Origin of the sequence: Paraburkholderia sp. GAS41, from assembly GCF_050436545.1 — a bacterium.
GTDB lineage: Bacteria > Pseudomonadota > Gammaproteobacteria > Burkholderiales > Burkholderiaceae > Paraburkholderia.
The window spans coordinates 1-21,509 of the sequence record NZ_JBNDMK010000050.1 but is presented as its reverse complement, the minus strand read 5'-3'; the positions used below and the strand labels follow the sequence as shown (position 1 = coordinate 21,509).

The 21,509-nt window shown below is 59.2% G+C and carries 13 protein-coding genes and 3 pseudogenes; 6 read left to right on the top strand and 10 right to left on the bottom strand.

Annotated features, from left to right (window positions below):
* Positions 1-105: 105 nt before the first annotated feature.
* The 4 genes and pseudogenes from P3T43_RS34825 to P3T43_RS34810 form a co-directional block, all read left to right on the top strand.
* Positions 106-642, top strand: a pseudogene (locus tag P3T43_RS34825) (AlkA N-terminal domain-containing protein); the annotation flags it as partial.
* Positions 631-1,164 (top strand): DNA-3-methyladenine glycosylase family protein, encoded by a 534-nt coding sequence (locus P3T43_RS34820; protein ID WP_429285531.1) that lies wholly within the window; start codon positions 631-633, stop codon positions 1,162-1,164. The pseudogene P3T43_RS34825 and the gene P3T43_RS34820, both read left to right, overlap by 12 nt.
* A gap of 196 nt (positions 1,165-1,360) precedes the next feature.
* Positions 1,361-2,233 carry a DMT family transporter gene (locus P3T43_RS34815; RefSeq protein ID WP_429285530.1) on the top strand — a complete coding sequence of 291 codons (873 nt, stop codon included), beginning with the start codon at positions 1,361-1,363 and terminating at the stop codon, positions 2,231-2,233.
* Positions 2,234-2,630: 397 nt separating this feature from the next.
* Entirely contained in the window at positions 2,631-8,135 is a 5,505-nt protein-coding gene (locus tag P3T43_RS34810) for a trifunctional serine/threonine-protein kinase/ATP-binding protein/sensor histidine kinase (protein ID WP_429285529.1), read from the top strand.
* A 590-nt stretch (positions 8,136-8,725) separates the two neighbouring features.
* Here P3T43_RS34810 and P3T43_RS34805 read toward each other — a convergent pair.
* From P3T43_RS34805 to P3T43_RS34785, 5 genes and pseudogenes are all read right to left on the bottom strand, one after another.
* Complete coding sequence (locus P3T43_RS34805) at positions 8,726-9,796, bottom strand: IS110 family transposase (RefSeq protein ID WP_429285528.1); 1,071 nt, start codon at positions 9,794-9,796, stop codon at positions 8,726-8,728.
* A gap of 207 nt (positions 9,797-10,003) precedes the next feature.
* Positions 10,004-10,210, bottom strand: a pseudogene (locus P3T43_RS34800) (transposase); the annotation flags it as partial.
* A gap of 400 nt (positions 10,211-10,610) precedes the next feature.
* Positions 10,611-11,505, bottom strand: a pseudogene (locus P3T43_RS34795) (IS91 family transposase); the annotation flags it as partial.
* Between the two features lie 1,115 nt (positions 11,506-12,620).
* Positions 12,621-13,751 (bottom strand): WD40/YVTN/BNR-like repeat-containing protein, encoded by a 1,131-nt coding sequence (locus P3T43_RS34790; protein ID WP_429285527.1) that lies wholly within the window; start codon positions 13,749-13,751, stop codon positions 12,621-12,623.
* Positions 13,752-13,785: 34 nt separating this feature from the next.
* A complete protein-coding gene (locus P3T43_RS34785) occupies positions 13,786-14,055 on the bottom strand; it encodes a MoaD/ThiS family protein (protein WP_429285526.1) in 270 nt (89 codons plus the stop codon).
* Between the two features lie 383 nt (positions 14,056-14,438).
* On the opposite strand from P3T43_RS34785, the gene P3T43_RS34780 reads away from it, so the two are divergent.
* Both P3T43_RS34780 and P3T43_RS34775 read left to right on the top strand, forming a co-directional pair.
* The gene (locus P3T43_RS34780; protein WP_429285525.1) at positions 14,439-17,465 is read left to right on the top strand and encodes an ankyrin repeat domain-containing protein; all 3,027 of its coding nucleotides are present in this window, start codon (positions 14,439-14,441) and stop codon (positions 17,463-17,465) included.
* A 401-nt stretch (positions 17,466-17,866) separates the two neighbouring features.
* The gene (locus tag P3T43_RS34775; RefSeq protein ID WP_429285524.1) at positions 17,867-18,298 is read left to right on the top strand and encodes a response regulator; all 432 of its coding nucleotides are present in this window, start codon (positions 17,867-17,869) and stop codon (positions 18,296-18,298) included.
* Between the two features lie 167 nt (positions 18,299-18,465).
* On the opposite strand, the gene P3T43_RS34770 is transcribed toward P3T43_RS34775, so the two are convergent.
* From P3T43_RS34770 to P3T43_RS34750, 5 genes are all read right to left on the bottom strand, one after another.
* On the bottom strand, positions 18,466-18,783 hold the full coding sequence (locus P3T43_RS34770) for an H-NS histone family protein (RefSeq protein WP_429285523.1): 318 nt from the start codon (positions 18,781-18,783) through the stop codon (positions 18,466-18,468).
* Between the two features lie 98 nt (positions 18,784-18,881).
* Positions 18,882-19,118: a hypothetical protein gene (locus tag P3T43_RS34765; RefSeq protein WP_429285522.1), complete on the bottom strand. Its 237-nt coding sequence runs from the start codon at positions 19,116-19,118 to the stop codon at positions 18,882-18,884.
* Between the two features lie 41 nt (positions 19,119-19,159).
* Entirely contained in the window at positions 19,160-19,735 is a 576-nt protein-coding gene (locus tag P3T43_RS34760; protein ID WP_429285521.1) for a hypothetical protein, read from the bottom strand.
* 381 nt (positions 19,736-20,116) lie between these two features.
* Entirely contained in the window at positions 20,117-20,347 is a 231-nt protein-coding gene (locus P3T43_RS34755) for a hypothetical protein (RefSeq protein WP_429285520.1), read from the bottom strand.
* A gap of 197 nt (positions 20,348-20,544) precedes the next feature.
* Entirely contained in the window at positions 20,545-20,748 is a 204-nt protein-coding gene (locus P3T43_RS34750) for a cold-shock protein (protein WP_111934417.1), read from the bottom strand.
* Between the last annotated feature and the right edge of the window lie 761 nt (positions 20,749-21,509).

Genomic DNA, 21,509 nt, shown 5'->3' with positions numbered 1-21,509 from the left:
TTCGATCCTGCTGCCTTTGACCTCCAGGGCGTCAACGAACGCCTCTTCGAGATCAAATTCTGATCGTCAAGACGGCCACCAAATGTCGCTTACGAATATGGCGTCTCGATGATCGAATTCGCTCAGACGCAAAGGTTGCTGCTAGCAAAGCGCCTCCTGACTGACACACGTTTGCCCGTCACGACAGTGGCATTGACAGCAGGGTTCGGCAGCATCCGGAGGTTCAACGACCTGTTTCTGAAACAGTATGGTTTGAATCCACTTCGATTCCGGAAGGAGATCGACTCTCATCCACAGGAAACCATCACCTTTTCGCTGGGATACAGGCCGCCTTTTTCCTGGTCAGGCGTGCTTGCATTTCTCGCGCATCGGCAAATCGACGGCGTTGAGCACATTGGCGACGACTCCTATGCCAGAGTCATCGAGCTAAAACGAGGTAGCCAGAACATAGCGGGCTGGATCAGCGTAACGCACGCACCACAACGGTACGCGATCGACGTTAAGGTTTCTATATCCCTGACGCCGGTCATCGCACCGGTTCTCGGCCGAGTTCGACGAATGTTCGACCTTTCCGCTCGACCGGACCTCATCGACATGCACCTAGGCGATCTGGCCGCTGAGTTACCAGGTATGCGGGTTCCCGGCACCTTCGATGGTTTCGAGGTTGCGGCACGCGCTATTGTCGGACAGCAAATCTCCGTTTCAAATGCACGAACGATCTTGTCGCGTGTAGCTGACCGTTTTGGGACGAAATTCGCAGGCCCCTTCGACTTAACGACGACGTTTCCTTCGGCAACGGTGTTCACTGACATCCCGGTCACAGCACTTCAGGAGGCAGGCATCACACGCATCCGGGCAGAAGCAATCATTGCCATCGCGAAGGAAGTATCCGCCGGTCGGATTGTTTTGGAACCGTTGGCACCGCTGGACGAGACGCTCGCCTCGCTGAGGAGTATCCGAGGAGTTGGCGAATGGACGGTCCAGTACATCGCTATGCGCTCGCTGGCATGGCCCAATGCATTCCCCGACGGCGATGCCGTACTGAAGAAGCAGCTAGGCTATTCGAGCGCACCAGCACTTAACCAACACGCCCAACGATGGCAACCGTGGCGAGCCTATGCAACGTTGCACGTTTGGCGTCGTCACGAAGCGCAACGCGAATAACCCCGGTCTGCCGAGTTCGCGGCGCGTAGAGCGACGCTGTCTCGGACGCCCCGGGTCAGGCGATTTTTAACGGCCCCGATCTCCATCGCGACGAAGCATTGTCGCGCGATTCACTCGTGCACCCGCCACTCCCAGCCTTGCAGAAGTGACGGATGCAAGCGCCTATTACTATTCAACCACTGGATTGCCATACTCAATGAACGTAATCGAACTGCTCGCGCTTGCTGCTATCTGGGGTGCATCGTTTCTGTTTATGCGTGTGGCGGCACCGGAACTCGGACCGATCCCTCTAATCGCGTTACGCGTCACAATTGCGGCAATCGTTCTGGCGCCAGGGCTTCGATCGGCAACAGCACGTAGCCAGTTTAGATCCAAAGCGTGGCCGTTGATTGTCGTGGGCGTGACCAACTCTGCCGTACCGTTTTGTCTGCTGGCATATTCGACTCTCTATGTGAACGCGGGCGTTGATTCGATCTTGAACGCGACGACCCCACTCTGGGCTGCACTAATTGCGGTCGCTGGTTTCGGAGGATCAATGCGATTTGGGCAGGCTGTCGGGTTGATGCTTGGGCTTGGGGGCGTCGTGATTCTGGCGTGGGGCACCCTCATCGGCGGTGCCAGCGCTCTCCCGCTCGCGATCGGTGCTGCGCTGCTCGCGACTTTGTTCTACGGATTTGCGGTTAACTATTCCAAACGTCATCTGGCGGGCGTGAATCCGTTCGTTATCGCTTTTGGCAGTCAACTGTTTGCCTCAATCTTGCTGATCCCACTCGCGCTGTTTTTTTGGCCAAAGCACGCCGTCGCGCCGTCGACCTGGGCATGCGTCGCAGCACTCGGCGTGGTATGTACCGGCTTTGCGTACGTGTTGTTTTTCAGGCTGGTTGAACGTGTCAGTGCCGCATACGCTGCGTCTGTCACTTTTCTTATCCCTATCTTTGGAATGGTCTGGGGTGCCGTTTTCCTGGGGGAGGCGATCACATCGGTGATGATCGCTGGATGTGCGATCGTGCTCTTCGGAACAGCTTTGGCGAGCGGAAAGCTCGGGTGGATGCTTGCCCGCAGCGAATGACCGTCCGCTTTGGAGGGCTGCATTGGACCGTTGTGGGTCGACTGCGGCCTGGTGCGGCCGATCTGTGCCCGACCACTTGCGCCGGTCAACGTCGGACCGGGGTCGGCCATGAAGGGACATTCCCGCCAACCGTGAAGATCGTGTTTGGGCGGCCGCTTCATAACTCGGAACGGCCGTTAGTCGATTCTGTTCCCGGTGAGCCGAAACCAGAGGGCGGTCCGCCGATTGAAATCGATGTGCGACAATCATCGGAGATCGCGATTGCGAGAACCGCCCGGCCAGCACGGGCTCCTCCCCGCGGCTAACAATAGCATTACCCGCGATTGCGTAAATTGAAGGCTCATTCCTTTCGCTATGAAAGAAGTGACCTTTTTACCTGACAACACGAGTGTTCTCTATGGCAGAGGATTCCGGGTATATGCTAGAGCCGCTTCTCGAGGAGGCGGACTTCACCCTTTACCGCGGGAAGGAACTCGGCAAACAGACGCCGATCCTGGCGCTGGCGGTTACCGCTCAACCGCCGTCGCCCCAGAACCTCCGGCGGCTCGAACACGCATGGTCGCTCGCGACCGAACTCGATGCAGCGTGGGCCGCTCAGCCGCTCGCGCTGACCCGTCACCAGGGCCGAGCGATCCTCATACTTAAGGATCCAGGGGGCGAACCGCTACATCAGGTTATCGATCAGCATAAGCAACACCCGCTCGACCTGACCCGCCTCCTGCGCATCGCCATCGGTCTGGCGTCGGCGCTGAGCCTGGTCCACCGGCAAGGCCTCGTCCATAAGGACATCAAGCCGGCGAACGTCCTCGTCGACGACGCCGGTCGCGTGTGGCTCACCGGCTTCGGCATCGCGTCCCGTCTTCCCCGCGAGCGCATGCCACCTGTGCCACCTGAAATAATTGCCGGCACACTGGCCTACATGTCGCCTGAACAGACCGGGCGGATGAACCGCTCGGTAGATTCCCGCAGCGATCTATATTCCCTGGGTGTCACGCTATACGAACTATTGACTGGCAACCTCCCATTCACCGGCTCCGATCCGATGGAGTGGGTGCATTGCCATATCGCCAGACAGCCACGTTCGCCCGCAGAGCAGACGCCAGATATCCCTCTTCCCGTCTCGTGCGTCATCATGAAGTTGCTCGCCAAGACCGCCGAAGAGCGATACCAGACAGCGGTGGGCGTGGAGCGCGATCTGCAGCGGTGTCTCGAAAAATGGGAATCGTTTGGGCGCGTCGATGCGTTCTTGCCGGGCGAGCACGACACGCCGGACCAGTTGTTGATTCCCGAGAAACTGTACGGACGGGCATCCGAGATCAACACGCTGTTGGCATCTTTCGACCGTGTCATGGGCGGAGGCAGGCCTGAACTTGTTCTGGTGTCCGGCTATTCGGGTATCGGTAAGTCTGCTGTCGTCAATGAACTGCATAAGCCACTTGTCCCGCCCCGAGGCCTCTTTGCTTCTGGAAAGTTCGACCAGTACAAGCGCGACATCCCATATGCGACGCTCGCGCAGGCGTTTCAGAGCCTTATCCGTCCGATTCTCGCGAAGAACCAGGAAGAGGTGGACCGCTGGTGCGACGCAATCCGTGAGGCGCTCGGTCCGAACGGTCAGCTCATGGTGGATCTGATCCCTGTGTTGAAACTCATTATCGGCGAGCAGCCGCCGGTCGCAGAACTGTCGCCGGCAGATGCGCAGAGTCGTTTCCAGCTCGTATTTCGCCGGTTCATCGGTGCATTCACGCGGGAGCATCCACTCGCGCTCTTCCTCGACGATCTGCAATGGCTCGACGCCGCTACGCTGGATTTGATGGAAGATCTGCTCACGCATCCGGACGTGAAAGACCTGATGCTGATTGGCGCCTACCGTGATAACGAAGTGACTGCCACGCATCCGCTGACGCGTAAGCTGGCAAGCATCCGCCAGGCTGGTGCGATCGTGCATGACGTCGTACTTGCGCCATTGACGCGTGAAGACCTGGAAGAGTTACTTGGAGATGGCCTTCATTGTGAAAGGGAACGCGTCCACCTTTTGGCGAAACTGGTCGAAGAGAAGACCACCGGCAACCCATTTTTCGCCATTCAATTCATCTCCGCGCTGTTCGAGGAAGGATTGCTCGTCTTCGATCACGACGAGGGTCAATGGTGCTGGGACCTGGGCCGCATCCACGCCAAGGCTTACACGGACAACGTCGTGGACCTCATGGTTGGGAAATTGAGCCGTCTGTCCACCGAGACGCAAAAAGCATTGCAGCAGCTCGCATGTCTCGGCAACAGCGCCGACTTCGTCACGCTTCGCACTGTGTACCAGGACACGAGCGAAGAGATGTATGAGCAACTTTGGGAAGCAGTCCGAACGGGACTGATTATCCGTTCCGAAGACTCCTACCGGTTTCTTCACGACCGTGTGCAGGAAGCCGCCTACTCGCTCATCCCTGAACAATTACGGGCAAAGGAACATCTGCGAATCGGTACCTTGATGGCGTCACACACGGCTCCGGACAAACTCGAGGAAGGCATCTTCGAGATCGTCAATCAACTCAACCGGGGTGCCCATCTGGTCACGTCGACTGCGGAACGCGAACGCATTGCGCAACTGAATCTCATCGCGGGTAGACGCGCCAAGATCTCGACGGCGTACGCCTCGGCACTCAAGTACCTCCGCGCAGGGCGCAGATTGCTGACGGACGAGGCCTGGGATCGCAACTACGAGCTTGTCTTTCCGATCGAGCATCTGCTTGCCGCATGCGAATTGCTGACTGCTGACATGGCTGGCTCGGAAAGCCGTCTTTCCATGCTGGCCGAACGGGCGAACACTGCCCACGATACTGCGCTGGTCGCCCATTCGCGCCTGACGCTCTATAACCTGCTGGGTCGCGGCGACCGTGGGATGGATGTATTCGTCGAATACCAGCGAGGGCGTGGCAAAGACTGGTCGCCCCATCCCACGGATGAGCAAGTATCGAAGGAATACGAACAGATCTGGGTCTTACTTGGGACGAGGCAAATCAACGAACTCATTGATCTGCCCGAGATCACCGATCCGGATGTACTCGACGTTCTGGATGTTTTCACGGAGGCTGTACTCACGGCGCAATTCACCGATGAGAACCTTCTCGCGCTCGTGCTGTGCCGGATACTTACCCTTAGCCTTGAGCATGGCAACAGCGACGCATCGTGCTTCGCGTATGTATGCTTCGGCATGATCGCCGGACCTCATTTCGGGAACTACGAGGCCGGATTTCAGTTCGGAAAGCTAGGCTACGATCTCGTGGAGAAGCACGGATGGCATCGCTATCAGGCGCGCGTCTATATGCGCTTCGGCAGCTGTGTCATCCCATGGAAGCGACATGCCAGGAGCGGACAACAACTCATACGGCGTGCGTTCGACGCGGCAAACAGAATCGGCGACCTGAGTTTTGGCGCGTTTAGCTGCCACCACCTGAACACCAATCTGCTTGCAACGGGAGAGCCGTTAACCGAGGTGCAGCGTGAAGCAGAGGCCGGCCTCGAATTTGCGAAGAAAGTCCGGTTCGGCCGCCTCATTGACCAGATTGCCACGCAGCTCGCGTTTGTGCGGACATTGCGCGGCCTGACAACGCAGTTCGGATCCTTTAATGACGACCAGTTTGACGAGGTTCAGTTCGAAGCGCAATTTTCAAGCAACGCCTCTCTGGCGACGCGGGAGTGTTTTTACTGGATACGTAAATTACAGGCCCATTTCTTTGCTGGCGATAATGTTTCTGCGGTCGAGGCGTCGCTCAACGCCGAACGTCTTCTCTGGTCAGTGCACTCCTACTTTGAAGTGGCGGAGTATTACTTTTACGCCGGGCTCGCCCGGGCCGGCGCTTACGATTCTGCCGCTGGAGACTCACGACCGGCGCACTACGAAGCTCTGGCCAATCATCACAGGCAGCTTGCTGTATGGGCGAAGAATTGCCCAGAAAACTTTGAAACCCGGGCCGCACTGGTGGGCGCGGAAGTCGCCCGGATCCAGGGGCGCGACCTCGACGCCATGCGCCTCTACGAGCAGGCTATCCGCTCCGCGCAAGCGAACGGTCTTGTGCACAACGCAGCCGTCGCCAACGAGCTTGCAGGACGTTTTTTCCTGGCCGACGGTATCGAAAGCGCGGGCTACTTCTATCTCCGCAACGCGCGTCAGTGCTACGACGGTTGGGGTGCCCGCGGCAAAGTAAAACAACTTGACGAACTCTATCCGAATCTGCGCCGGGAGCGAACGCCAGGTTCCGCAGCCGCGATTATTGAGCCGACCGGGCACTTGGATGTCGAGACTGTTGTCAAAGCTTCGCAGACACTTTCCAGTGAGATGATCCTTCCCAGTCTGATCGAGAAGCTGGTACGACTCGCGGTCGAGAACGCAGGGGCTAGTCGGGCTCTGCTCATCCTCCTTCAGCGCGGCGTGCAGGGCGGTGAGCCCCGGATCGAAGCGGAAGCGATCAGTGGACCGGGCCGTATCGAGGTTGCAGTTCGTCAAGCCACGATCACGCCGTCCGACCTCCCGCAATCCGCGCTGCAATATGTCACCCGGACACAGGAGTGCGTGCTCCTCGACGACGCCTCGGCCGATAGCGTGTATTCAAAAGACGAATATGTCCGGCGTGAGGGTTCGCGCTCCGTACTTTGCGTGCCCATCGTCAGGCAGGCAAAGCTTGTCGGCGCGCTTTATCTGGAGAATAGCCTTGCGCCATGTATCTTCACGTCAGACCGGGTTGCCCTTCTGCAGTTACTGGCTTCGCAAGCCGCCATTTCACTGGAAAATGCGCACCTCTATTCGGACCTGCAACTCCAGGCCGGACTGCTGCAGCGACTTCCTGTATCCGCTTGGACGCTCAAGCCTGATGGGACACCGGACTTCGTGAATCAAGTCTGGCTTGACTATTCCGGCCAGACTCTCGATTTCGTCCGGTCGCATCCGGAGGCCTGGATGACCGCAGTCCACCCCGAGGACCGCGAAGCGGCATCGAGAGCCTTTTGGAGCGGAGTGCGCTCGGGACAAGGTTTCGCAATAGAAACCCGCTCCCTGCGCGCTCAGGACGGAATCTATCGCTGGCATCTCCAGCAAGCTGTGGTCTTGCGTGATGTTGAAGGAAAGGTTTTGAAATTCATTGGTACCACCACCGACATCGACGAGCAGAAGCGTGCTGAAGACGCGCTACGTCAATCGCAAGCCGATCTCGCACGGATCAACCGGGTGACAACCATGGGAGAGCTGACGGCTTCGCTCGCGCATGAAATCATTCAACCGATCGCAGGTGCTATCGCCAACGCAAATGCCTGCCGGCGATGGCTTGAACGCGATGATCCGGATCTCGGCCAGGCGCGCTCGGCAGTCGCCAATATCGTGAGAGACGGACAACGCGCTGCGGAGATCATCGCCAGGATCCGCGCGCAATTCGAGAAGGGTGCCCTGAATCAGGAGGTCGTCGAGGTCAACGAGATTGTGCGGGAAACCGTGGTTCTCCTGCGCGGCGAGGCAGCGCGATACGACATATCGGTCCGCACAGAACTGGCAGCCGTTCTCCCACAGATTGTCGGAGACCGCGTTCAGTTGCAGCAGGTCGCGATGAACCTGATCGTCAACAGCATCGAAGCGATGAAGGATGTTGATGGAATCCGGGAGATGGTCATCAGGTCGCAGCGTGCCGAACACGGGCAGATTCTCGTGTCTGTCAGTGATACCGGCATGGGCGTTCCGCCGCAGCTCGCGGAACAGATTTTCAATCCGTTCTTTACAACCAAGTCCCACGGCACCGGCATGGGGCTTCGCATCTGCCGCTCAATCGTCGAGTCGCATGGTGGGTGCTTATGCATGACCGGCACGCCTGGGCGTGGCGCGGTCTTTCAGTTCACCCTGCCCGTTGCGGTTGCCAACCGAAATTAATTAACTTCTATCAAGCGGTCAGACCGCACTCACGTGCGAGCAGTCGTGCGTTCGCTTCCAACTGTGAGGCGCCCTTGAAATCCAAATAGGATACGGGCTCGCGCCGGGGTGAAGAGTCGCTTATTTCATTCGCCCAGCGTCGCCTGAAAATGGTGCCTGACAGCACGGCGACCACTGAACGCTCCACCCGAGTGTCCGTTACTTGCTGATTGTGTTTGCAAGGACTTCCCCCGAAAGTCAAGATCGGGGTGAGGTTGGTTGGCGTCGGCGAATCCACGGCGCCAACGTGCTGGTGGTCCAGTTGGTTGGGAGGTCATATCATTTTTCCGTTGTCAGCTAAGGCTCGCGGTTCGAAGCAATACCAGGAACAGACTGCGTCTTTGCAAACGGCCTTGTTGCCCGAAACGTATCGGGCGGGCCACGATATTAGCCGCACAGGAGAACCCTATTTGAAAACCGGCGAACTGGCGCGCAGTGATACGCCGCGCGCGATGATGACTCGCCAACAGAATCGTCGGGTTCTTCTCCCGTTCGGTCCGACCTCGTCTTGCTATCGCGTCGAGCAGTAGTTGGGTCTCACGCTAACCGGGTCACGCCACTGCGGGCGGTAACGGCGGATGCATGGGATGCCGTTGCCACGCATCGGCGTCGTAGTGTTCGTTCTTTGCGAGCATCGCCCACAGCATCCGGGCATGCTTGTTGGCAATCGCAATCAGCGTCTTGTGATAGCCCTTGCGTTCGTGGAGCTGTCTGATCCACTGTTGTAGCCGGCTTGCGTGCGTGGGGTCCGCACGCAACGCCGACTGCAACGTACTTCGGGCGCCCTGAACAAGCAGCGTGCGCAGATAGACGTTGCCGCGCAGGCTGATATGTCCCAGCCGGGTCTTGCCGCCTGAGCTGTGCTGCCGTGGTGTCAGGCCGAGCCAGGCGCCGAACTGTCGCCCGTTTCTGAAAACCTTCGCATCGGGCACCGTGGCGGCCAGCGCACTCGATGTTACCGGACCGACGCCGAGCAGTTCGCCGGCACGTTTGGCGACATCGCTGTCTCTGGCGTGAGTGGCGATTTGCTGATCGCAGCGGGCGAGCCTCAGGTTCAGCGCGACCAGTTGTTCGCGCACCTCGAGCAACATGGCACGCACCGGGTCAGGCAGTCTGGCGTCTTCGATCAGTGTGGGCAACGCGCCAAGAAAGCGCTCGGCTGAACGTGCAATCACCACGCCAAATTCAGCCAGCAATCCGCGCGTGCGGTTAAGCAGCGAGGTACGTTCCTCCTGCCAGCCCTGACGTACGCTGTGCCACGCGAGAATGGCCTGCTGGTCGACAGACTTGATTGCGACAAAGCGCATGGTTGGCTGCCGGGCGGCAACAGCGATTGCTTCAGCATCGGCTGCGTCGTTCTTGCCGCCGGGCCGGAACGCTTTGACGAATTCGGGTGCAATGAGGCGAGCGATATGACCGCGGGTGGAAAACCAGCGTCCCCAGTGGTGAGAGGAGCCGCAGGCCTCCATTGCGACACGGCACTGAGGTAGTTGCTCAGCCCACCGCATGAACGCTTCACGTCGCAGCACGCGTCGCTGCAACACGGCACCGGTAGCATCAAGCACGCAGACCGCGAAGATGTCCTTTGCCAGGTCGATACCGACGGTAGTAAGCTGGTCCATGACTTCCTCCTCCTGTTCCGATTGATGGATGGCACCTCAATCATGGCACTTGACGCCTGCGACTTCAGCGTCGCACCGGGACGGGGAAGTCCCTCACATTTGAAAAAGTCTTGTTTTGACTTGCGACGATGGCTTTGGTCCGGCGTCGTTCAGTCTTGGACGTCAACGAAGTTGCAAATTTGAGCGGAGCAACGCCCCCGTTGCTCGTTATGCAGTTGCGGTATTCCCTTTTGTACCTCTTGGGGTGAGCCACTTCGCCATTCGTTGCAGATTTTGTGCGGTCGCCGCGAGAAGAAATTCGTCGTGTGCCCCTGTTAGCCCACGCAGTCGCAAACGGTCGAGCCTCACGATACGTTTGAGGTAAGCGAAGAGCATTTCTACCTTCTTTCGCTCACGGCGAGACTGCAGGTATTCAGGGGGGCGGGCACAGAGTCCTCCAGGCCCAGGCGGCAGAAGGCAGAGGATTTTTTGGTTAGCGATCGCGGCCGCAGAGGCATAACGGAGCCGATCAGGATCAGCCCGCGAGCGGTAACTAAAAAACCATTTGTGCTAAGCCGCTCCGCAGGCGGTGACCGTTATGGGCGTTGAATGACCACTGCGGTAATTTCTGCTGTCCAGCGCGAGCGGCCGCAACCGGACTTCCAGCGATCGCGGAAAGCCTCGCACGTGAAAGACTTTGGAAAGTAGGCGCCGGCGCAGGCCAATGACCCGCAGTTTTGGCATATTCTGACGCGATCGCAGATCGATGGCGCGAGTGCGCCTGCGTTAGCCTCCTCGGGAAAGGCAAACGTGTGCGAAACAGATGCGGTGGCAACTAGCGCGCATGGTCAGGACCTGGCGGGGCGCGTGGAAGGCTGCCGGGCATGTCTTCGAGGCGAAGCATGTGTCCCATACCACATACGGGGCAGTCGCGCAGTGACTTGCCGGTGAGTCGCTGGTAGCGCTCACGGTAGTCTTCTCCGGGCTTGGCTGCGGCAGCAGCGGGAGCGTCGACACCGAGCAGTTGCTTGCAGGTGGCGAGCTTGCCGGCACGGTGGCAGTTGGCGAGCCACCCGTAGCTGCGGATGAGCTTGAAGCCGTCAGGCAGCACATGCAGCAGGAAGCGACGGATGAACTCGTCGGCCGTGAGCGTCATGGTGCTGTGCCGGGCGTCGTGCCGGTAGTCCTTCCAGCGGAACTGTACGGCGTGTCCGTCAAAGCCCAACAGCCGGTTATTGGAAATGGCGACGCGATGGGTATAGCGGCCCAGATAATCGAGCACGTGTTTGGCCCCGTCAAAGGGTGGCTTAACGTAGACGACCCACTCCGACCTGGCAGCGGGCGCAAGCCAGGTAGCGAACGCGCGGGCATCATGCAGCGGCTCGAGCTGGCCGTGCAGGCGAAGCATGCCGGCATCGAACGCGCGGCGCGGCTGCTCGAGGAACAGCCAGCGAAAGAGCCGTGAGAGCACCCGCACGGGGCAGGAAGAAGCCGGGGCGGCAGGCGATCCAGCGTTCGCCGTCCGGGGAGATACCACCACCAGGCACGACACAATGCACGTGCGGGTGGTGCAGCAGATTCTGCCCCCACGTGTGCAGGATCGTAATGAAGCCGATCTCGGCGCCCAGGTGCTTCGGATCGGCGGCGATCGTGCGCAGTGTCCCGGCGCTGGCGCGAAACAGCAAGTCGTAGAGCACGCGTTTGTTCTGGTAGCCGCGCAGCGCTGCCACGACCGACCCAGCATTCGCCGGTTTGCTATAAAGCTTCGCTTGCCCTGCGAAGAAACGCCGAACGTGCTCAGGCTTGATCGCGGCCACGTCGACGGGGCCCTCGCCGAAACGAGCCGTCAGCAATCGCGCGATGATCCGCAGGGCGATGCTCCGCGTCTTCGGCGCCAAGCCTCGCACTCGCTCCATATACTCGCCGTAACGGCGCAGTTCCTCGTCTACAGGTGTTGCGCTGACCGTTGGCACTGCGATGACACCGCGAGCGTGCAGAACCGCGAGCAGATGCCCCAGCGCCGCCCTATGGTCACCCCGATCGTGATGTAACGCGCCAGCGCACTTGCATGGCAGGAGATGCTCGTCGAGGAACGCTGCGATCAACCCGTCATCGATTCGGCACCGCCGACAGGGCCCGGAGTCCGCCCAGTGGGCGAAGTGCGTGACACAGAGCAGGTAAGTAGCGACCGTCTTCGCAGCATACCGGCGTTGATTCAGGTACTGCTTGAACGCATCAACGTGTGGCTCTACCCGACCGTCGGCGAAACCGTCTATGTCAGTGCGGCGAACGATGTCCATGGTGTTCTCCAGAAGTGAGATCACCACTGCATCACAGGTCGGAACTATGTCCAGATCCTTGCTCGCCCACCTTGCCAGAGCCTCGCCGTGCCTAGGTCGGCGCCCAGCAACCGATCATCGGAGCATATTTGCGACCTGTGCATAGGGGTCGTTTATGCCCCTTGCATAAAGGCCGCGCCTGCGACGATCACCGCGCGCGGTCGTCGGGCGGTACGCCGCCATGATGGGTCATTCGTCGGAATCACTGTCCGGACCCACAGGCGGCGGTTCCGCGCCTGCAAACGGCCGTTCGATTTGCAAAAATGAGCTGCGTCCTCCGCCAAAAGCTGTCTCTCGCGCAGGGGCGTCGGCTTGGCTGCTGGCGCCGCTCCGACTTTCGGCGAAGTGTCAAAAGTCTCTTGTGACAAGCCGAGCTACACAAAGCGGCTTGCCGTCGCGTGTGGCTCGAAGTATCGATCCATCACGCCGATGCGCGCATTCAGGCTATGTCTGGCGCACGCATGGCAATGTAGGCATTTCATGCCTCACTAGCCCGCCCCGCGCCCTCATCCAAACCGAACACAATATACCGGAGGCAAATGCGCTGAAATCAAATGCCAGCTTTCGCCGCCATCGTCGGACGTCCATAGCGCGCCAGTGGTCGACCCCATCGCGAGGCGCGTGCCGGAGTCGTCTACAGCGAGCCCGTGCCGATACACGAGGTCATAGGCCGGTGTAGGCGGCAACCCGTTCGAGAAGCGCTCGAACGTGCGGCCTCCGTCGCGTGTGCGCGTGACGACGAACTGGCCGTCTACCGGGATCCGGTACTGGTCTTTCACGGCGGGTACGAACCACGCGGTGTCTGGCTCGCGCGGGTGCACGGCAACCGCGAAGCCGAAACTCGATGGCTGTGCTTCGATCCGCTGCCAGTGGGCAGCTCCGTCGGTAGAGCGGAAGATCGCGCAGTGATGCTGCGTCCACAGCACATCGGGGTTTGCCGTGCATTGCACGACGCGGTGCGGGTCTTGCACGTTGGCATCGCCGCGCCGGTCTGGCGGCATATAGTCGGCCTCCATGCCCTCGGCGCTCAGGCGCCAGGTCGCACCGTCATCGGCCGTTTGCCAGACGCCGCCGCACGACACGCCGACCGTGACGTGCCGGCTGTTACGCGGATCGACCATCACGGAATGGATGCCCGGCGCGTCGTAGCCGCCCCCGAGCCATTCGCGGCGCTCCGGGCGATCCCACAGTGCACGGTTGAGCATCCATTTGTCGCCACCATCGTCAGAACGGAAGAGCCCACCGGGGATCGTGCCGGCCCACAAGACGCCCGGCTCGTCCGGGCCGCCGGTTTCGAGTGACCAGATTTGCTGAAGCGTCCAGGGCGGCGGGCTGGGCGCGGCCTCGCTCGCATTGTCCGCGCCGTCACCGGTACGCGTCTCGTCAGCAGGCTGCGGCGGGTAGACGGGAACCGCGCACTCTTCCCAATCCGCCATGCCAGCGCGCCGGCGATGCAGCTTCACGCCGAAGTGGCCGAGATTGAGCGCGGCATACAGCGATCCGTCGCGCGGATCAGGCAGCACCATGCTCACCGGCTCGCCGACGAAATACGGCTCACCGAGAGTCCAGCCACCCCCGTCCTCGGCTTGCAGAACGAACAGTCCCTTGCGGGTTGCAACAAGCAATCGATTGTTCATGTCGAGTGTCCCCGGGACTACGAGTGGAACCTTCTTATCCGCCCGACAGCGCCTGTATGACGTAAACCTGGCTTTCCTCACCGAGCGCATCGGACAGATGTTGTCGGTTGCGTACCCGCCGGCCGTCGACAAACACGGCGAGATGCCGTCGCAGTGTGCCCTGATCGTCAACGATGTAGCCGCGCAGTCGAGGTTGCGCGGCGAAAACGGCCTCGAATGCTTCGCCGAGCGTGCGCGCATCGATCTCGCGCTCGGGCGTTGCGATATGCCGTTGAATCGAAGCAGCGAAGAAGATGTGCGCCATGGCGGGGTAGTCAAGCGGGAATGACCTTGTTCGTCGATTCTGAAGTTTAGTCGATCCGCCGTGTGCTTCGGAGCATCGCCATACACCAGACGACAGATTGCGCCTCCGAAGCGGCCGTAGCAGTGTCGCGAGTCCGAAAGGTGGCTCAGCGTCGCTTTATGCCTTTTGCATGAGGTGCGCACCCGAGGCGATCATCGCGCGCAGCCGTGGGGTACTGGTCGGCCAAAACCCGACATTCAGTATGAGGAAATCGTCAGTCATAGGGCGTCCGGTTCATGTCGGATAACTGCCGTTCAAGACCGGAAACTTGCTATAGAAGTTGGCAGGCCACACGACCATGAGAGAATTCTTGTTCTTGCACATGTTCTCATCCTCGTCGCCTCATGAAGATCCTCGAATACACCGGCCTCGACACCTCACGCGTCAAGGCCAGCTACGGCAAGGTGTCCGCGGCCATCGCTCGCCACGACTTCCGTGCTGCCCAAGTCAAGAAGCTCGCCAATCTGAGCCACGGCAAGTTCTACCGGGCGAAGCTGGATGACGCCGACCGGCTGTTGTTCTCGTTGGTGCGCCACGGGGACGAAGTCTGCGCACTGATGCTGGAAGTGATCGCCAATCACGCTTACGACAAGTCACGTTTCTTGCGCGGCGCGGCGATTGACGAGAGAAAAATTCCAGACATCAGCGCCGATGACGCCATCAGGGAGGCGCAAACTCTACGCTACCTTCATCCCGAGCGTACCGGCATTCACCTGCTCGACAAACCGATCTCGTTTGATGACACGCAAGAGACCATTTACCGCCAGCCACCTCCCTTGGTTGTCGTCGGGAGCGCTGGCAGCGGAAAGACTGCATTGACGCTTGAAAAGCTCAAGCATGCCGATGGTGAGGTCCTCTACGTCACTCACTCCACGTTCCTGGCGCAGAGCGCCCGCGACCTTTATTACGCCAACGGTTTCGAGCATGGCGGCCAGGATGCCGTATTTCTGTCCTACCGCGAGTTTGTCGAGTCGATCCGCGTTCCGGCAGGACGCGAAGCTACCTGGCGTGACTTTTCGGGCTGGTACTCCCGCATACGGCAGAACTTCAAGGATGTAGAAGCCCATCAGGCTTTCGAAGAGATTCGCGGCGTGATTGCTGCCGGGGCGAGCGGCGTCCTTTCGCGCGGCGAGTATCAAGCACTGGGGGTGCGTCAATCGATCTTTTCCGTAGAACGGCGCGACCAACTCTACAATCTGTTTGAGAAGTATCGTGCCTGGCTCGCCGAGGCAAAGCTCTACGACCTGAATCTTGTCGCCCAGGACTGGCAAGCGCTGGCTGCGCCGCGCTACGACTTTGTGGTTATTGACGAGGTGCAGGACATCACCACCGTGCAACTCGCGCTCGTGCTGAAAACCCTGAAGAAGCCTGGCCATTTCATGCTCTGCGGGGATTCCAACCAGATCGTACATCCCAATTTCTTTTCCTGGAGCCAAGTCAAGAGCCTGTTCTGGAAGGACCCGAAACTGGCCGAGCGACAGGAATTGCGCGTGCTAGAGGCCAACTTTCGCAACGGTCTGGAGGCCACTCGCGTCGCCAATCAGTTGCTCAAGATCAAGCAGCGGCGCTTCGGCTCCATCGACCGCGAGAGCAACTTCCTGGTCCAGGCCGTCGGCGGCGAGACCGGCCAGGTTACGCTGATACCCGACAAGGACGCCACCAAGCGCGAACTGGACCAGAAGATTCGCCAATCCACACAGTTCGCCGTCCTGGTAATGCGCGATGAGGACAAGGCCGACGCCCGCAAGCACTTTGCCACGCCGCTGTTGTTTTCGATCCAAGAAGCCAAGGGTCTCGAATACGAGAACATCGTGCTCTACCGCTTCATCTCGGATCACCGCGGCGAGTTCAACGATATCGTCGAGGGCGTCGCCAAGGCCGATCTGGCGGTCGAGACACTGGATTACAAACGCGCCAAAGACAAGAGTGACAAGTCGCTCGAAGTCTATAAGTTCTTCGTTAATGCCCTGTACGTAGCGCTGACGCGCGCCATCAAGAACATCTACATGATCGAGTCGGACACAGGGCATGGGTTGTTCGGGTTGCTGGATCTCGTCGTCGGCCAGACCAGGATCGAGGCCAAACAATCCACGCTCGAAGACTGGCAGAAGGAAGCACGCAAACTCGAACTTCAGGGCAAGCAGGAGCAGGCGGAGGCCATCCGCCGCACCATCTTGAAGCAGGTTCCGGTGCCCTGGCCGGTGTTCGATGAGGCCAAGGTCAGGGAGCTGCTGATCAAGGTCTTCCGCGAGCAGTCTCCCGGCAACAAGGGCAAGCAGCAACTCTTTGACTATGCCACCTGTTTCGACGAACCGCAGCTCGCCGAGTGGCTGGCAGTTGAGGCGAAATTCGAGCAGGCACGGACCTTTGATCGGCAGCGCGCGGTGTTCGCCCGCAAGAGCTACGTCCCTTACTTCGCCAACCACTTCAAGGACATCCTCAGGCAGTGTGACCTGCATGGCGTCGATCATCGCCTGCCAATGAACCAGACGCCACTGATGGCCGCAGCTGCTGCAGGAAATGTGGCGCTGGTGGAAGCCCTGCTGCAGCGCGGTGCCGACCGCGACGCCGTCGATCACTATGGTCACAATGCACTGCACTGGGCGTTGCGTCAGGCATTTGGCGATGCAAAGTTCGCTGCTGGCCCGCTGGCGGCAATCTATGAATGCCTGGCTCCGCCCTGCATTGATGTCAGAGCGGGTGATCGCTTGGTCCGCATCGACCGGCATCTGTCTGAATACTTTCTGTTCCAGACCCTGTGGGTATTGTTTAAAGCCCGATTCAGCAAGATACGACGCAATGCAGACAGCGCGTTCCAGACCCAAATCATCCTCGATGCCTGGCAACACTTACCCGCTAACGTAGTGCGGCCGGAGCGCAACAAGCGCCAGCATCTTTCTGGCGTGCTGGCGAGGAACGAAATCGACAGAGACTACGCCTACAACCGATCCCTGTTTCTGCGCGTATCCACCGGGCGGTATCAGTTCAATCCCAAACTTGCTGTGCGTCGCCGCCAAGGCGAAGAAGAAAACTGGATCCCGATCTACACGGCACTTAACCTCCCGCTGATTAGCGAGTTTGCCTACAACGACGGCTGGATCAGCACCTGGGACAATATTGACAAGCTTGTGATCCTTGCCGGACTACCTGAACGAACTACACCCATTGCGGCTGAGCGCTTCGCCGAGCGGCAAGCGGCCAGAATGAGGGAGTTGGACGAACGCAGAGCCAACCAACTTGCGGCCAAAGCACGTATTCATGCCGCCGCCGGAGCCAACCAGAACAGAGCGCCACCATGGGGAACAAAGGAAGCCAAACGGCTTGAAATCGAACGCGTGAGACAAGAAATCGAAAGACGGAAGAAGGATTGACGTGCCGATCCTCGTTGGCCGTATCGCTTTGCATAACGCCGATTAATCGCCGGTGGACTCGAAGAGTCGATGGCCGCTGTGCCTTGGAAGCGATCACAGCGGCGGCGCTGTTCGGGGCGGCGGCATTGGGTCGACTGCTGTCTGGCGCGGCCGATCTGTGCCCGACCACGTGCGCCGGTCAGCGTCGGACCGGGGTCGGACCGGGGTCGGCCACCTACGGCCCTTCCACGGCCGCACAAGCGGACGCTCAGACGTCGGATATTCATCGAACTTCGGTCGGTTACAGATTGGACACTTTGAGGCACGAGACAGCGTATTTGACCCCCGACGCACCTTCAAACCAACCGGTTGCGCTTCTGGCACGCGGCATGCTGCCAGCGTCTATCCATGCGAGAGCAGCGATGCAAAACATTCCATTTTCTGAACCGGCTGTACTTTTTAGAAAACGACAGGTTCCGCTGAACGGAAAGTCTGCACGCGTCCTTGTGGTTGACGACAGCCGGGCGAACGCCGAGGCATTGGCGGCATCCCTGGCGATTGATGGACTGGTGACGCAGTTTGCCTTGTGTGGGCTTGATGCACTGAAGATGCTGGATTTCTGGCAACCGCGCGTGTTCGTTCTCGACATCAGCATGCCGGAACATAATGGTTTCGCAGTAGCACGTGTGCTGCGGCGTATGCCGGCTTCCCGCGATGCGGGCATTATTGCGTTTACGGCATTGGGGAAAGCTGAGTTTGTCGCGACCGGTCCAGTCGTTGACTTTGACGGATATTGCCAGAAAGGAGGCTCCCACTGGCCGCTTTTGAGGATGATCAATGGGATGCTTATATAACCGCCTCGCCGAAGCTGAGGCCGCAGAATCAAGCGGTCGCTTTCGGACGCGTACCGGTAATGCGGTAAGCAAACCAGTTCGCGCCGGTGATCTGCGCAGCGAGAGCGATAGCAAAAACTTCACGAACAATGCACGGCTCGGGCAACCGTCCGGCGGGCAGTATCTAACTAACGGGTGCTCATCCGCGCGAGTGGACTGCCTGCGAATGGGTCGTTCGTCCAGTCTGCGCCTGCCTGCGAGGGCGGCCTGACAACTGCCTCCGACGATAGCTCGAAGTGCCCGATGGATTGCCCGGCACTGATGGCCTGCTTCAGCCATTGAGGCATAGACCCTTCGCCGCTCCAGCTGTCGCCATTCGCGCTGCGGTAGCGGTCAGCTTCCGGTACGGCCGCGAGTGCGGTGGCAAGATCGTCCGGGCTGATGCCGAAGTCTTCCATGCGGTGCCGGAGGTAGGCAATCATGCTGTCCCGCTTGCGTTCGTCCATGAACCTCTTTCCTTTCCAATCGTGTCCGATGCCTGTCTTGACGACAAGCGGCGAAGCTCGCCACATAAGTCCGCTATTCGCATTCTTTGCGGTGCCAACTAGTCGACGGGACCGAGGATGACGTCGATTGACGCCTGACCGGCGATCTCCGCGACGAAGTAAGCCCAACGGCGCGAAAACGGCCCGCCGCGAACCTTGATACGCAGGCCTAGCGCCGCTACTCCCCGGGCGTGCGTCGGTCCCTGTATGCGAAACCACGCGTCAAACATGTCTTCGGAAGTCGGCACCAGGTCGACATCAATCTCAAACCCGCGATACCCCACCGTTCTCTGCATGCTGTTCCTTCACATTCCACAATACAACTCAGTCTGCTGCTTCACAGGCTCTGCACCGCCCCCACGTAGCTCTTTGTCGCGTCTTTCAGTTGCCGTGCCGCGGCCTGCACATGCGTTGGCAACTCGCTCAGTGCAAGCTGGGTGACAGCACCATCCAGCCTCCGGCGAAGCTCTATCACGAGATCCATGACACTGGCGTCGCCAACACGCCGGCGATTGCTCTGCCTGGAACCTACCAACGAGCAGTCGACAAGACGGTCAACCTTGCGAAAGTAGGCTTGGGCTGCCAGACGGTGCCTTGCATGGAGCGATGCGATGTTCGACTTTGAGAGGCAATCTCTAACGACATCGACATGCATGCCGAAGTGAATCTGCAAAGCGTCCGAGGCATCCGCCCGGTGAAAACATGCCACCTGGTCGAACAGCGTCTCGCCATCTCCGTCGATCAGATCGATCCAGACTTCACCGTCTTCGAGCGCCTGACCCGAGAGATGAATCACCCGCTCGTCCTCATTGGCGGCGGCGAGCATCCGGTGGCCGTCGACATCATCAACCCGCATTTCGAAAATCTCGACCAGTTCTCCGCTTACCGCGACCTGCATGACCAATAACGCCATCTCTGCTCCTTGTGTTGCGATTGACGGGAATAGCGTTGTGTCGATCAGGCGACCGGATCCCGTGATCCGGTTGAGTGACGTTCTGGAGAGCGCAAGCTTGAGCAGCTTTGAGGCGCTTCATTGCGACGTTGTGTGGGCAGTGTGATTGGCGCAGATGTGACACGCATGACGGGCTTTCTCGCAGCATGCGGTGCACATCGTTCGCGCCCATCTCCACCGGCCTGCTGGCGGCGCGCCAGGCGGTGTCGCCGCAATGAAATCAGTTCATGCAGGAAGAGGTGCTCTTGATGTGTATCGTTCTGATCCGACGCGTTCTGCACCGACGGCTCGTCGATCTTCGTCGCCGTCCATCTTGCCACTACTATGCACGTGTATTGCCCATTATCCGCGGCTGTCCACCCAGTCACGCGCCCAGGTCGTAGCGTGTCCCAGGGCCTGCGTTTCATTATCGAAATAGTCGAGTGCGTGGAACTTGTAGGAAACCGGATCAGCCTCAAGGGAATCCCCCCTGACGAGCAGAAGGTTGGCGGCAAACCAGCCGTCCGGCAAGCGATGTGCAGAAGGGGAGACTGAATAACCGTTGTAGTGGTGAAGATGTTTATTATTTTGCATAAGCAATAACCGAGCGACGCCCGTACGACTTCTACATCGTAATGGCGAAATAAATTGAAAATGAAGCGAGACGGATCGTGTCGAAAGACAAATGACGCGCACGACGAACGCGGCGATCAGATCGGGAGCGCACGGCTCCGCGAGGATACTAGTCAGGCAGACATGCAAAGGGCCGGTAGACCGGCCCTTGAAATTCGTTACTGCGGCGAGATATTCGCGGCCTGCATACCCTTCGGGCCGCGCTTCGTCTCGTAGGTCACCTTCTGGTTTTCTGCGAGCGTCTTGAAACCGTCGCCGCGAACTTCCGAGAAGTGAGCGAAGAGATCGTCGCCGCCAGCGTCAGGAGTGATGAAGCCAAAGCCTTTGCTATCGTTGAACCACTTAACAGTACCGGTATCCATGAGAATTCCTTGAGATAAAAATAACAGCTCCGTTTCGGAGCGACAAAAACTTCAAGGAAGAGGAGAGGATAACGAGTACCGCGCAAAAGAGGCGGAAAATGGTGATCAGCAATCGGGCTTCTTGAATATTTCAAGGCCCACGATACAGTGCCAAACTAGGACTGTCAACGCATATCGTGAAGCGGGCTCGCTATCGAGCATCGCGCCGTGAGTTGATCGTTACCGGAATGTCCCTTTCGGTTCGAGGTATGCGCCCGCAGTCGTCCCCTCATTGCGAAAAAGCGACTGCCAGGAGCGACTTTTGGGTTGGGACAAGCATGCTGCGCAGATCGTGCGTCCGTACAAGCCATCGAGGACTTGTCGCAAGGTCCGGTCCGTAACGTTGTAAGTGCGATCGCTAGCGTATGCGTGCTGCGTCGACGTAAATCCATCGGCCGGACCTTACCAGGTAGCGGCCATCATAGTGAAATGCAAGGTATGACCGTAACGGGTCGCGTTATGCCATTTGCATGAATTGCGTATCCAAGGCGATCGTCGAGCTCAGCCGTGGGGCGCTAATCGGCCATGTTCGGCCGTTCGGCAGCGTATCTGGATTGATTACAATCCCTCGATGTGCCCGATCGCAGTCAAAGCATGGGGCTGCCCGCCTAGGTTTGCGATCGTTAATTAGATTGACTCGCCCACGACTATGGCGACGATTTTCAACGGCTGCTTCCCGGCTGCAAGGCGAATCGCCTCGCAACAGCCGCTTGTATTGAGGC